This window comes from uncultured Microbulbifer sp., from assembly GCF_947504145.1.
Classification (GTDB): Bacteria; Pseudomonadota; Gammaproteobacteria; order Pseudomonadales; family Cellvibrionaceae; genus Microbulbifer.
Genome location: NZ_CANNGQ010000004.1, coordinates 341,061 through 354,638 on the forward strand (window position 1 = coordinate 341,061; position 13,578 = coordinate 354,638).

9 protein-coding genes are annotated in these 13,578 nt (G+C 54.8%); 2 read left to right on the forward strand and 7 right to left on the reverse strand.

Annotated features, from left to right (window positions below; translation table 11 throughout):
- Positions 1–33: 33 nt before the first annotated feature.
- From Q1A74_RS14750 to Q1A74_RS14760, 3 genes are all read right to left on the reverse strand, one after another.
- Positions 34–2,355, reverse strand: a complete 2,322-nt coding sequence (locus Q1A74_RS14750; RefSeq protein ID WP_299597823.1) for a TonB-dependent receptor — start codon at positions 2,353–2,355, stop codon at positions 34–36.
- Positions 2,356–2,589: 234 nt separating this feature from the next.
- Positions 2,590–4,368 (reverse strand): DUF885 family protein, encoded by a 1,779-nt coding sequence (locus tag Q1A74_RS14755; protein ID WP_299597826.1) that lies wholly within the window; start codon positions 4,366–4,368, stop codon positions 2,590–2,592.
- 115 nt (positions 4,369–4,483) lie between these two features.
- Positions 4,484–6,346 carry a serine hydrolase gene (locus tag Q1A74_RS14760; RefSeq protein ID WP_299597829.1) on the reverse strand — a complete coding sequence of 621 codons (1,863 nt, stop codon included), beginning with the start codon at positions 6,344–6,346 and terminating at the stop codon, positions 4,484–4,486.
- A gap of 215 nt (positions 6,347–6,561) precedes the next feature.
- On the opposite strand from Q1A74_RS14760, the gene Q1A74_RS14765 reads away from it, so the two are divergent.
- Positions 6,562–8,601, forward strand: coding sequence for a winged helix-turn-helix domain-containing protein (locus Q1A74_RS14765; protein ID WP_299597832.1), 2,040 nt, complete (start codon positions 6,562–6,564; stop codon positions 8,599–8,601).
- Positions 8,602–8,686: 85 nt separating this feature from the next.
- On the opposite strand, the gene Q1A74_RS14770 is transcribed toward Q1A74_RS14765, so the two are convergent.
- On the reverse strand, positions 8,687–9,481 hold the full coding sequence (locus Q1A74_RS14770; protein ID WP_299597835.1) for an SDR family NAD(P)-dependent oxidoreductase: 795 nt from the start codon (positions 9,479–9,481) through the stop codon (positions 8,687–8,689).
- Between the two features lie 143 nt (positions 9,482–9,624).
- Between Q1A74_RS14770 and Q1A74_RS14775 the strand changes: the two genes are divergently transcribed.
- Positions 9,625–10,476, forward strand: a complete 852-nt coding sequence (locus tag Q1A74_RS14775; protein WP_299597838.1) for a carbon-nitrogen hydrolase family protein — start codon at positions 9,625–9,627, stop codon at positions 10,474–10,476.
- A 73-nt stretch (positions 10,477–10,549) separates the two neighbouring features.
- On the opposite strand, the gene Q1A74_RS14780 is transcribed toward Q1A74_RS14775, so the two are convergent.
- From Q1A74_RS14780 to hppD, 3 genes are read right to left on the reverse strand one after another with little or no spacing between them, the layout of a single operon-like run.
- Positions 10,550–11,557 carry a fumarylacetoacetate hydrolase family protein gene (locus Q1A74_RS14780; RefSeq protein WP_299597841.1) on the reverse strand — a complete coding sequence of 336 codons (1,008 nt, stop codon included), beginning with the start codon at positions 11,555–11,557 and terminating at the stop codon, positions 10,550–10,552.
- A 44-nt stretch (positions 11,558–11,601) separates the two neighbouring features.
- Complete coding sequence (locus Q1A74_RS14785) at positions 11,602–12,150, reverse strand: VOC family protein (RefSeq protein ID WP_299597844.1); 549 nt, start codon at positions 12,148–12,150, stop codon at positions 11,602–11,604.
- 46 nt (positions 12,151–12,196) lie between these two features.
- Positions 12,197–13,291 (reverse strand): 4-hydroxyphenylpyruvate dioxygenase, encoded by a 1,095-nt coding sequence (gene hppD / locus Q1A74_RS14790; RefSeq protein WP_299597847.1) that lies wholly within the window; start codon positions 13,289–13,291, stop codon positions 12,197–12,199.
- Positions 13,292–13,578: the final 287 nt, after the last annotated feature.

The following is a 13,578-nucleotide window of genomic DNA, read 5'->3' on the forward strand; positions in this document are numbered from 1 at the left end:
AGGTTTCCGTTGTTTTTCCGTTTGTGACGTTCGTCAGAAATTGTACGAAACGGTGCCCTGGAAAGTGCGCGGGCTCAGCGGGCGGTAATACGGCGAGCCCGCATAGACAAATGACATCACTTCGGTATTGAATACATTGTCGAGATTCAGGCGCAAACTGGCATTTTCAAGACCGACGGATTCACCGCTGATATCCACATAGGCACTCGCCGTGGTGTAATCCTCCATCTCAAACATTTCCGCGTAATCCGCGTAACGCTTACCAGTGTATTTGACCGAAAAGTTGGCAACCACCCAGTCGGAAGGCTCCCAGGTCACACCGCCGGTCACCAGCCACTCCGGACTATCCGCCAGCGTGCTACCCCCGGGGTTGCTTCCAAACCCATCGCTCAACTCCGCATTGTTGTAACTTAGATTAGCATTGAAGTAGAGCGAATCGTTAAACAGTGATGGCATATAAACACCGGACAGCTCCACACCCCAGGCCGTGGTTTCACCGGCATTGACATAGAAGGCTTCCGGCTCACCAGTCGCCGGGTTCAGCACGTTGCCCGCCACCAGGCGATTGTCGAAACTGGTGTAATACATGGACACGGCGCCATTGTACTGGGAGCGGCTGGTGCGGACACCGATTTCAATATTTTCTGCGGTCTCGCCTTCCGGAGCCGGTGCATCGAAACTGGTGGCTACAGAGAAAATATCATCGGCACCTTTCGGCAGAGCAAAATTTTCCGATACGGAGCCAAACAGCTGATCGGTATCATTCAGGTTGTATACCGCCCCGAGCATGGGCATGAAGTTGTCCGAGTATTTCGCACCAACCGTTTGGGGGCCAAACCCCGGCATGCTGTCGATCTCATAGTCGGCGTAATCCCGATACCCCTTCAGGGTGTAATCAATCGTGAGTGCTTTTGCGCCCACCTCGACGTTCAGTCGATCGTCCATCAGGGTAATGGTGTCTTTCACATAGAGCTGTACGGTTTCGCGGGTACTTGTGTAGTCCCGGCGGTAGTAAGCCACTTCATCCCTGATCACTGAGCCATCGGCGCTGCCGCCGGTTTTGTTGTAACGCAGCTGAGTTCGATTGTAGGTTTCATCCTCGAACCAGCCGCCGAATTCCAGCAGGTGCTGACCCAGTTGCCACTCAATGCCGCTAACCAGACCCTGCCGCTCACCACCAACCCCGGAATAGCCGTACTGAACGCCGCGGGGATGCACCACATCCAAACCAGCCGCGGTCTGGCGTTCGTAGATGGACAGCGAGTTGCCGTAGCTGTCTGGTGACACGCCATACCCGGCTTTATCTTCGTAATACCAGGTAGCGTTCAGATAGACATCTGTCGCAAGGTCAGAGCCGAAAGAGACGGAGTAGAGTTTGTCGTCGCGAATATTGATACGGTCTTCGTAGTACTGGGTACAGTTACTTCCGGTGTTCACCGGCGTAAAATCCTGATCATCAATATTGCCATCACCGTTGAAGTCATAGACTCCGGGCATGGGATTGTCGCACCCCTCCGGCGTCGCATTCAGATACGCGTAGTAGTAGTCGGCATCGAAGGTGCTTTCAGTGCCGGATGGGGAATCATAATCATAGAAATCGTTGCTGATAAAGCTGGCCTTCACATAGGTGTCTTCATCAAAATCGTATTTTGCTTTCCCCTCGATATGTTCGCGGTCAATGGAACCGGGTCCCCGCCAGAGATCGCTGTCGGTTTTCGAGCGGCTGACATACGCAGAAAATCCGCCGATTTTTCCGGTTTCCAAACGCACGAAACTTCGCAGCAGATTGTCATCGCCGGCGGTCATCGAGATGGCACCGCCCATCTCGTCCGCCGGATCCATGGAGCTGTATGCGACGATGGGGCCGAGCGAAGAATAACTGGGCATCGATACGTCGCCGGCACCGGGCGAGGCCAGTACCGAAGCCAGATTTTCGTTGTCTACATAGCGGAAAATCGGGCTGCCCCCGAAGGCATCTGAGCGCCCCATAGGCACGCCATCCAGCACAAAACCAACCTGCGCCAGGCTGAATGCCCGCACCTGTACCGAGTTGCCAAATTCATATAAACCCAGGGCACCATCGGTCTGCACATTAAACCCCGGGAGACTTTCGAGCATTTTCAATCCGGAGATGCCCGCTGGTGCGGACAACAGTTCATCCCTGGTGACGCCTACGGTATTACTGACCTGATCTTCGCCAATTGCGAGGTCCGCCTGGGAAGTGCGCTTGGCCTGCACCACCACCTCTTCCATTTCGCCAGCCTGAGATTGTTCTTCCGCTGCGATCGCAGGATAGGCGGTAAACGCCCCGGAAATTGCCAACAGGTATGCCACTGATTTGGTATTGCTCGCCATGTGCCCTTCCTTTTTTAACAGTTGACTGCGGCGATGCGCAGCATCCCGGAAGCGGGGCAATCTGTACCAGCATTGATCCCGGCAGTGGGACTATCAGTAGAAAAGCAACATGCATGCCACAAGACAGACGGGCGTCAAATATGGTGGATGGGAGTGCGGTAAAGCGAGATCGGGGTTCGATAGGCTGAATTTTCCCGGCGCCTGCTAAGTTCAAAAGGCGCCGGGAAAAGCATTTTATTTTTTGTACTGGAGGATAAAACGATTCAGTTGCTGCTCCAGCATTAACATCGGCAACGCACCGTTTGCGAGCACGGCATCGTGGAATGCACGCAGATCAAACTGATCGCCCAGCTCTTCTTCGGCTTTTTTGCGCAGCTCACGAATTTTGATTTCGCCCATTTTGTAAGACAGTGCCTGTCCGGGCCAGGAAATGTAACGGTCCACTTCGGCACGGACGTTACCTTCCGACAGGGATGTATTGTCCGAGAGAAAATCCAGTGCCTGCTGGCGCGTCCAGCCCTGGGAGTGGATGCCGGTATCAATTACCAGGCGAGCGGCACGCCACATTTCATAGCTCAGGCGACCAAAGCGCTGGAAGTCGGTTTCATACACACCCATTTCTTCACCGAGACGCTCGGTGTACAGGGCCCAGCCTTCGCCGTAGGCACTGAGATACAGGTTGCGGCGAAACTTGGGCACGTTTTCCAGCTCCAGAGACAGGGCGCCCTGCAGGTGATGCCCGGGCACGGCTTCGTGCAGGGTCAGGGCCACCAGTTCGTACAGGGGGCGCTGATCCAAGGCGTGGGTGTTCAGCCAGTAGGCGCCGCCGCGGGTACCACCGATGGCCGCGGGGTTGTAGGACGCGGTAGTGTAGTTGGGGGCGATTTCATCCGGAACAGGCACCACGCCGTAGGGGAGTCGCGGCAGTTTGCCGAAGAATTCCGGCAGGCGATAATCGATACGCTTGGCGATATACGAGGCTTCTTTCAGCAGATCTTTTGGCGTTTTTGCGTAGAACTGGGGATCGGTGCGGAGGAATTCGGTAAACGCTTCAAAGTTGCCGTCGAATCCGGTCTTTTCGATCAGCGCGTCCATTTCCGCACGAATGCGCTTCACCTCGGCAAGGCCAATTTTGTGGATCTCATCCGGGTCCATTGCGATGGTCACATAGGTCTGGATACCGTGACGGTAGTAGGCCTCGCCACCGGGCAGGTCCTGCGCGGCCAGGGAATCGGTCGCGGAAGTCAGATAATCTTCTTCGAGGAAGGTGGCAACACGGTCGAACGCGGGGATCGCATCGTCCTGGATCGCCGCCTTGCCTGCCGCCTGCAGGCGTAGGCGCTCCGCTGCTGAAAAAGTTTCCGGGAAATTCTCAAAGGGTTCGTACAGGCTGCTCTCGGTCGGATCCGTTTTCACCTGCGCGCGCACTGTAGGCGCCACGCCTTCAACCACGATTTTCGGCAAAACAAAGCCGTCTTTGATACCGACGCGCATATTGGCGATATTCTCGTCAAAGTAGCGACCGATATCCTCGATGCGGGCGATATAGGCTTCGTAATCGGAAACCTTGGGCATACTCAGCCCCTTGCTGGCGCTGAGGGCGGCATTCCAGAAACTGTAAAAGGTATTTACGGGTATCCGGTCGAGAAACAGTTCGTTGCTCTCGATATCGTTCTTCAAAACCCACATCAGCAGATCCCGGTTGACCTGATCGGATTCACTCAGCGCTGACACATCGATTTTATCCAGTCGCGCGACAAAGGTCTTCATCGCCTTGAGACGCCGCGCCCGGTCTTTTTCCGACACACCAGGCAACCGATTGCTGTAGCCCTTTTCCCCCATACGACTGGCGGTAATCGGGTTCTCCCGTAAGCTGAACGCCCAGTGATCGTCAATTACCGACTGCAGTTGCTCTGTGGGAGTGTTCGCGCTGGCCAATTGCGCGAAAAAAATTAGAGTGAGAAATAGAAACGCTCGTACGTTCAAGCGTGGTAGAAGGGCCGTACCGGGCATACTGGAGCTCTCCGTGAAGTTTTGGCCGTACTTTCATAGCACTTGGGCCGGATATCCACAACTGTACCACGGCCAGCCTCCAGCCTTCCCGACACCACCCTTATACCCGTCTAACTCATGCCCACAATCGGACCCCGATCAACCCATAGCCGAGCAGGTATACAGCGAACACAAGGTTCAGGAAAATCAGCAGTGTTGCGTGTCCATGCCAGAATCCAGCCGTTGCCTCACCACGTTGGCGATACCAGACGTGCAGGCTCCCCAGTGCACCGGCTAGAAATACCAGTGTGCCAAGAAATATCAGCATAGAGGACATGGAGACGGTGACAGATAACGCATAAGGCTCACTGCTGCGGCTGTTCATCACTGCACCCGCAGCCGCCATCAAAATGCCGATCAACGGTAGTAATGACCAGCGACGGATACACGCATCGGCCTTCGACAGACTTCCGCCGAACACCTTCCTGACCAGCCAGAACAGTAGCTGAAACACCCCGACAGCAATTGAAGCCAGCCAGACCGCCAGCAGTACGGCCGGCACCAATGCGATTACTGCATTTGTTTTCTGCAACGTCATAGGGCCGTAATGTACGACCTTACCGACGAGCGGATCATCCACTTGCACCAGAGCTACCCGCCCCGAGTACGGTTGCAGGTACTGACCGGACTCCGACACCGCAAGATTGCGCGACGCCCCTCCCACGAGCGGCGACAACTTAACACCTGAATCGGCGATGGATATCTTCCAGGGCAGCAGGCTATGGGCAATGCGAAAACGCTCGGCCACCGGGCTAATCACGCGATAAAAACCGGCCAGCGAGGAGTCCGGTTTGCCGCGGTAATCTGATGCCGGAATCGGGCTCGCCTCCTGTTGCGTGGCGCGGTGCTCTGCCAGCAATTTATGGATTTGCCCTGCCGCTGGACTGTCACCATTGGTCAGTATCACATGCCCAGCATTATTATTCGGTTGATACGCCACCAGCGCCCGCGCTCCGGGCAGAGCGCCCTCGTGTCCATACCACACCTCCCCCTCATGATGAAATGACGTAAGCCCAAAGCCCCAACCGATCTGCAACCCGGCATCTGTAGCGCTCGTCCCATTGGGCTCTTCCATCATCCGGACGAACTTGCCGGGAAGCACGCTTGGTATCTCGCCCCCATCAGGATTTTGCAGGAAGGCAAGCAGCTGGATCATGTCATCCAGACTGCTGTGCATCCCCCCTGCGGCGCGATTGGGGAGATGCCAATATGACAACTTTTCACTTCCACGATACAAATCCGCCGAGTGCGACCGGTACCGGTCGTCAAAGAAATAACCGCTATCAGTCATACCCAACGGATCAAAAAAATGCGCCTGCACATATTTTTCAAACCGTTTTCCGGTCAGTTTCTCTACCAGGTAGGCGGCCACCAGCGGCCCGGTATTGTTGTAGGCAGTGCGGCTTCCGGGTATCCAACGGGACTCGCGCGAATGCGGATGCAGCGCCAGCACTTCGGCAATAGTCGGCGGTTCACCACTCTGCGCTACCAGTTCTGGCGCGTGGGGGGCATCCCAACCACTGGTATGGTTCAGTAGATGAACCACACGCACCGGGTGTTGATCCTCCCACGGATTGTAAAACTCAACTTCTGGCGCGACTTCGGCCAGACGGTCCTGCAGCGATAGCCCCCCCTCAGCAACCAGCTTCATGACCGCCAGGCTGACGAATATTTTCGACACAGAGCCCACACGAAAAATAGTGCTCGGATCGACCGGCTCGTTATGTGCGATATTTTTAAAGCCGGTGGTGTAACGCCATACGGACCCGCCCGGTTCGATCAGCGCAATGGCGGCACCCGGGGTTCGGGTTTGCTGCAATATGCGGTCTACTTCTTCGGCCAGTTGGCTGTACTCTTGTGGTGGTGACGACACTGCGGCACCTAAATGACAGTGCATCATTAACATTAGCGCTAGCGCCGCTCTGAAAACTGAGGCCATTCAGCAGTTCCTCCTTAAGGGTATATAAAGCCACAAACGCCGGGGCCACCCCGGTCACAGTGACTGTGTTTTAATAACCAATAAGTAACGAGCGCGGTGCTGTGACGACAAAGGAACCATTGTGAATGTCTGTGACCAGGCGCCTGCAGGCGACAGTCACATGTATTCACATGATCATAACTGTTTGATTTATAAGAGAATTGGGGTTTTGGCCGGTGAACAAGGCGTATCACATAGGCGACTTTTTATACGACCATGGGCGCGGTGTATTAAGCCGCGGGAGTGAGCAAAGAAAACTCGAGCCACAGGTCAATACACTACTGGCGCTGTTGGCAGACCATGCAGGTGAAACAGTAAGCCGCGACATCATCAGCGCCCATATTTGGTCCGGGCGCGTGGTGAGTGACGATGCGCTGCGGGCGATGGTCAGAAAGTTGCGCGATGCACTCGGAGACGACGCCAGGAACCCCTCCTATATTCGCACCGAACCTTTAAAGGGATATTCGCTGATTGCGGAGACCTCCCCCCAACTGCACGTGGTGGAGCCAGATCGACGGCCCAGCTGGCAATTCGTTCTCGCAGCTGCTGTATGTTCTATCGCCCTTTGTATTATTACCCTCAGTGTTTTGATCCGTGACGATTCATCAGACACACAATCACCCCTGGTGGAACCGCTGACCCGAATGAGTGGATCGGAAGTCAGCCCGGATTTCAATCCGGTAACAAACCGGTTGATCTTTTCCCACCGGGCCAACAAAGATGACTTTCTGCAACTGTATGTAAAGGATCTCGATACTCAGCAAGTACAGCGGCTGACTTGGGACCCAGCCGATTACGCAAATACACTCTGGTCGCCCGATGGGAAAGAGCTGGTGTACTCGCGCAGTCTTGGTGACTCATTGCAGCACTATGTTGCGCGATTTGAGCCGGAGAAAGGTATTGTCGATGCAAAAAGGCTTCTTCCAAATAACGACACCAGGCGCTATCTCGCCGCCTGGTCGAACACGGAAAGAGCCGTGTATTTTAAAGACAGTGCGACAGCAGCTAGCCCGGCGGGGATCACCAAGCTGAATCTAGACTCGGGTCAACTGCTCGATATCACTGCGCCGAGTGTACGTGGACGCGGTGACTATTTCGCTCGCGAATCCATCGATGGAAAGATGTTAGCTATCTTGCGCGAGGTGGAACAAGATAAGCTGGAACTGCTCGTGCTCGATATTGCCACCAACAGTCTTCTTCACGCACGAATCCTATCGAGACCGGCGAGTCGACTTGCCTGGGCCCCAGACAACCACAGCCTTACCCTCACCAGTTTCACCGGCGTCATTCAAACCTTCGACCTCAAGGAAAACCGACTAACGATACGTGACGGTACTGCAGAGGGCATCAACGATGTGTTCTACCTATGCGGCAACCACTGCCTGTTTATGCGTCAACACAATGGCAACTTTCTCGACCTTCAGGAGCAGCCCAACCCCTTCCTGACCCGCCCTCTTATGGCTTCCCAGGTTCTGGACCTGCCCGGCGCGGAAGATTTTCCTGTTTTTTCTAAAAATCAGCAGGAAATTTTCTTTGTATCTCTAGGAAGATCACACATTTCAATAATGCATCAGTCTACGAACGGTACAGCGAAGACAATCCAAGAATTGCCGCTGGATTCCAGATTAGGATCGTTGCAAGTGAGTCCGGATGGACACTACCTTTCGGGGTTGCTGAATGGCCGTGTATTCCTGCTCGATATTGACCAGGAAAAACTGGAATACCTTACCGGCGGGGCTGATCTATCGGGATTCCCCATTTGGTCAAAAGATGGGAACAGTTTGGTATTCCCAAAAACAGAAAAAGGGACACTGATTCTGTACCGCCTCCATCTTGACGGCCGAACCCAAGAAGCCATAACACTGGGGTATTCCAGCGCGGTAGAGATCGACCAAAACCGTTCCATTCGGATCGACACCGACCGTACTGCATGGCTATTTCGCGGCGAGGAAAAACTTCACAAGATCACATACTTACCCTCTACTTCACCGAACCGCTGGCAAGTTCAGGGGGACTGGCTGTACTACACTGCCCATGAAGGCAACACGGCATTGATGAAGCGTACCAATATGAACACGGGCGTAACGGAGACCAGAGAGCTGGCGAGAAACCGTTTCCGATTGAATTTCGACCTGGATGTAAATGGTGAGCGCGGTGTTTTTGTCAAATCTCTATTGGCCGAGAGTAATCTTGTGAAAGTATCCATGCGAAATTAAATGATCAAACGATTCCCCAATGCGCTCCATCGAACAATCGATATACCAAGGAGGACCAGTATTGATTTGTTGTACGAAACAATTTTCAAACAATACTTTTGATCAGGCCCCCTTCCGCCTTGATACTGGCACCATTGATCGCTGAACTGCGAGGTGAGGCGATAAACGCAACAACCGAGGCAATTTCCTCCGGCTCAATAAACCGCTGTAAAAGAGAGTCCGGCTCGGTCTCTTTAAAAAATTCACGGACAAATTGCGCTTCGGTTTTACCCTGTACCTGAGCACTTTCTGCCAACCAGTTACTCACCCCAGCGGTCATGGTGGGGCCGGGCAACACGGAGTTGACGGTTATATCGGCACCACTGCCTTTGGTAAGGTTTGCCAAGCCACGACCCAATACAATCTGAGCCCCCTTACTCACCGAGTAGTGCACCATGCTCTCCAGACCGCGCATGCCCGCTTCACTGGATATATTGATAATTCGGCCGAAATCTCTTTCGAGCATTTTCGGGAAAAAGTGTCGGCACAAGCGCACGCTACTGAGCACGTTCACATCAAAAAAGTAGCGCCACTCGTCGTCGGATATATCCGCAAAGGGATGGGGATTGAAAATCCCCATATTGTTCACCAACACATCCAGCTCGCCGTGGGAGTCAATTTCGGTGCAGATACGCTCCGCCTCTTCCGGCCGCGCCAGATCGCCCTCGATGGCGATGACTTCACCCGGGCCTGACATTTCACTGGCCACAGTCGCGGTATCGGAACGGCCATTGATAATCACCCTGGCGCCCTCTTGCAGAACTACCTCGGCAATGGCACGACCAATACCCTTCGTGGAGCCACTGATAAACACCAGTTTACCGTCCAATTTAAGATCCATAGTCCTGTCCGGAATTGTGTTAATTTCCGGCAATACTAGTACGCTTTAACACTGACGGTAGAGTCAACCGATCAACCAGGTTTGCGTCCAACGTATGTCAGACGCAATACTGAGGTGCAGTCACAGAATTTTCGGAGTCCCAGGTGAGAAACTTTTGTATCAGCGCGATCCAGATGGTCAGCGGAAGCGATGTCGCCGAAAACCTGGCGCAGGCGCGGGCGCTGACGGAAGAAGCCGCAGGCGCCGGCGCCCATCTGGTATTGCTACCGGAGTATTTCGCCCACCTGGCCGAGGGCGGCAGCCGCGCGGTGGCAGAGCCCTTCACCAGGAATGCTGCGGCCAGTGAACACAGACACCCGATTCAGTGGAACCTGCAAAACTGGGCGCGAGAACTGGATATCTGGATTGCCGCTGGCGCGATGCCATTGCAAGACAGGCCGGATGGACACCCGGTGGAGGGCCAGCGTACCCGCTCCGCATTTCTGTTGTACGACCAGCAGGGAGTACTGCGCGCACGTTACGACAAAATGCACCTGTTTGATGTGGAGGTGGACGACGCCGCCGGTCGCTATCGGGAGTCGAACAGTATCGAACCGGGAGACGCACCCTGCGTCGTATCCACCCCCTGGGCAAAGCTAGGGCTCAGTATCTGCTTCGACCTGCGCTTCCCGGAGTTGTATCGCCAACTGGCCATAAACGGAGCCGAGGTATTGATGGTACCCGCGGCGTTCACCCACACCACCGGCCAGGCACACTGGAAAACTCTGCTGCAGGCCCGCGCCATCGAGAACGGCTGCTTTGTGATTGCGGCCAACCAGGGCGGGCAACACTCGGAAAAAAGGCGTACCTGGGGTCACTCGGTTATTATTGATCCCTGGGGCGAGATTCTCGCGGAGGCCGGAGAGGGAGAAGCGGTGATAACAGCGACGCTCGACGCCAGTAAACTCGAAAAAGTTAGAAAAAATATGCCCGTTCTTTCCATGCGCAGACTGTAACCCCGGCACCAACAAAAGCTCACGCAATAAAAAAGGTCGCTATGTAGCGACCTTTTTTTGTTTTTACAAAGAGCTATATCTTCTCTACTTGCTGCTCGATACGCCCAAAGATCGACCGGCCGGTATCATCCAGCATTTCGATTGCAATACGATCCCCGAACTGCATAAAGGCCGTTGTGGGCTTGCCGTTCTGGATGGTTTCGATCATTCGGATCTCGGCAATGCAGCTGTAGCCAACGCCGCCTTCCTTTACCGGCTTGCCGGGGCCACCGTCGAGTTTGTTGGAGACGGTGCCGGAGCCGATGATGGTGCCCGCGCCGAGGGGGCGGGTTTTAGCGGCGTGGGCAATTAGCTGACCGAAGTGGAAGGTCATGTCGATACCCGCGTTGGGCTCTCCGAATTTATCGCCGTTCAGCTCGGAAACCAGCGGCAAGCTGAGCTTGCCCTCGTTCCAGTTTTTGCCCAGTTGCTCGGGGGTGACGCACACCGGGGAAAAAGCGCTGGAAGGCTTGGACTGGTAAAAACCGAAGCCTTTACCCAATTCATTCGGAATCAAACCACGCAGGGAGACATCGTTGACCAGCATTACCAGCTTGATGTGCGTGAGTGCTTTCTCAGCAGAAACTCCCATGGGGACGTCGTCGGTAATTACGGCGATCTCAGCTTCAAAGTCGATACCGAAACCGTCGCTCTGTGGCATTTTTACCGGCTCGCGTGGCGCCAGAAAAGTATCGGAACCACCCTGATACATCAGCGGGTCAGTCCAGAAACTTTCGGGCATTTCTGCGTTGCGCGCTTTGCGCACCAGCTCTACATGGTTTACGTAAGCGGAGCCGTCGGCCCAGTGGTATGCGCGGGGCAGTGGGGAGTGGCACTTGCTCTGGTCGAAAGCCTCGCCTTCGATTTCGCCGCGGTTGAGTTTTTGTTGCAGCGCTTCGAGCTGCACAGATTTTTCCGCCCAATCGTCGAGCGCGTTTTGCAACGTGGGGGCAATTTCTGCGGCGGAGGCCATACGGGTGAGATCGTCACTGACCACCACAAGCAGGCCGTCACGGCCGGATTTCAGGCTGGCTAACTTCACTGTGCCTTCCTCTTGAATAAGTAATATCGAATAAATTAATCAGTTTATGGGTCGAGAGCTTTGAACTCTTCCTCACCGTGCATCCACGCGGCGTGGCGTGGCGCTTTCTTGGTGCGGGACCACTCTTCCAGCATGTCTTCGGCAACCCGCTTCAGCTCTTTGTGCATACCGGGTTTTGCGGTATTGGCGGCGAGCTCGATGCGGTGACCATTGGGGTCGAAGAAATAGATGGACTTGAAGATGGTATGGTCGGTAGGGCCAAGGACGTCGACACCGGCATCTTCCAGTTTCTGTTTCATGGACAATAACTCGTCCATGCTCTCTACTTCCATCGCAATATGCTGTACCCATTGCGGGGTGTTTTCATCGCGGCCCATATCCGGGGAATTGGGCAGCTCGAAAAACGCCAGTACATTGCCCTGCCCCGCATCTAAGAATACGTGCATGTATGGGTCCGGCGCGCCGGTAGACGGCACCCGGTCTTCAGCGATGGCGAGCTGGAAGTCCATCCCCAGAAGATCGCGGTAAAACGCCACGGTCTCCTTGGCATCGCGGCATCGGTAGGCCACGTGGTGGATACGTTGTATTGCCATATTTGGCCTCCGGGCCGTTTCCAGGCTTTGCAAAAGTCGCCGCGGATTACGCGGCGTCTTCTTTACCTTTGTCGCCAATCACACCGCGCTTGAGCTGATCGCGCTCGATGGATTGGAACAGGGCCTTGAAGTTACCTTCGCCGAAGCCTTCGTCTTGCTTGCGCTGGATAAATTCGAAAAACACCGGGCCAAGCATGTTGGCCGAGAAAATTTGCAGCAGCAGGCGCGGTTCGCCGTCTTCGGTAGTGCCGTCCAGTAGCAGCCCGCGTTTTTTCAGTTCGTCGGTTGGCTCACCATGCCCGGGTAGGCGCTCTTCCAGCATGTCGTAGTAGGTTGCTGGCGGTGGAGTCATGAACTCCATGCCCTGGGCCTTCAGGCGGTCCCAGCAGGCAAGCAGGTCGTCACAGGCAAAGGCGATATGCTGGATACCTTCGCCGTTGTACTTCATCAGGAATTCTTCAATCTGGCCGCCGCCACCGGCGGCTTCTTCGTTCAACGGGATACGGATTTTGCCATCTGGCGCAGTCATCGCCTTGGACAACAGACCGGTATATTCACCCTTGATGTCGAAGTAACGGATCTCGCGGAAGTTGAACAGGTCTTCATAGTAGCTGGCCCAGTAATCCATGCGGCCGCGATACACATTGTGGGTCAGGTGATCCAGGGTATGAAAGCCGCAGCCTTCCGGGTGCTTGTCGACGCCTTCCAGCCAATGGAAGTCAATATCGTAGATGGCTTCGTTTTCTTTGTAGCGGTCGATCAGGTACAGAGTGGCGCCGCCAATGCCCTTGATGGCAGGCAGGCGCAACTCCATAGGGCCGGTTTCCACTTCCACCGGCTGTGCGCCTTTCTTCAGCGCTTCGTTATAGGCGAAGGTGGCATCTTTTACACGAAATGCCAGGCCACAGGCAGAGGGGCCGTGCTCGCGGGCATAGTAGTCGGCGTGGCTACCTTTCTCGTAATTGGTGATGAAGTTGATATCACCCTGGCGCCACAGTTCCACGTCTTTGGTGCGGTGGCGAGCAACCTTGGTGAAGCCCATGGCCGTGAATACGGTTTCCAGGATGCCCTTTTCCGGCGCGGTGAATTCGACGAACTCGAAGCCATCGAGGCCCATTGGGTTTTCAAAAAGATCGGCCATGTGATCCTCCTTATACAGTGGATGCATTATCGGGGCCCTCGACGCGGCTTGTGGCTGCGGAGGCCCGAGTGGTTTCAGGTGCAACGAATTTAGTTACGCGTGTAACCAATGTCAAGGGTCGTGAAGGACAGCGCCCCGGATAACAGCAGTAATAGGCCCCGGAGGGGGCTGCTGGTGGGAATTTGATGACTGAGGTAAAGATTCTGGTATCCACTTTCCCAGCGACATGACTGCGAAAATCCGACTTCCAGTGAATAAGGGACGAAACGAGCGGGATCTAGGTGAGA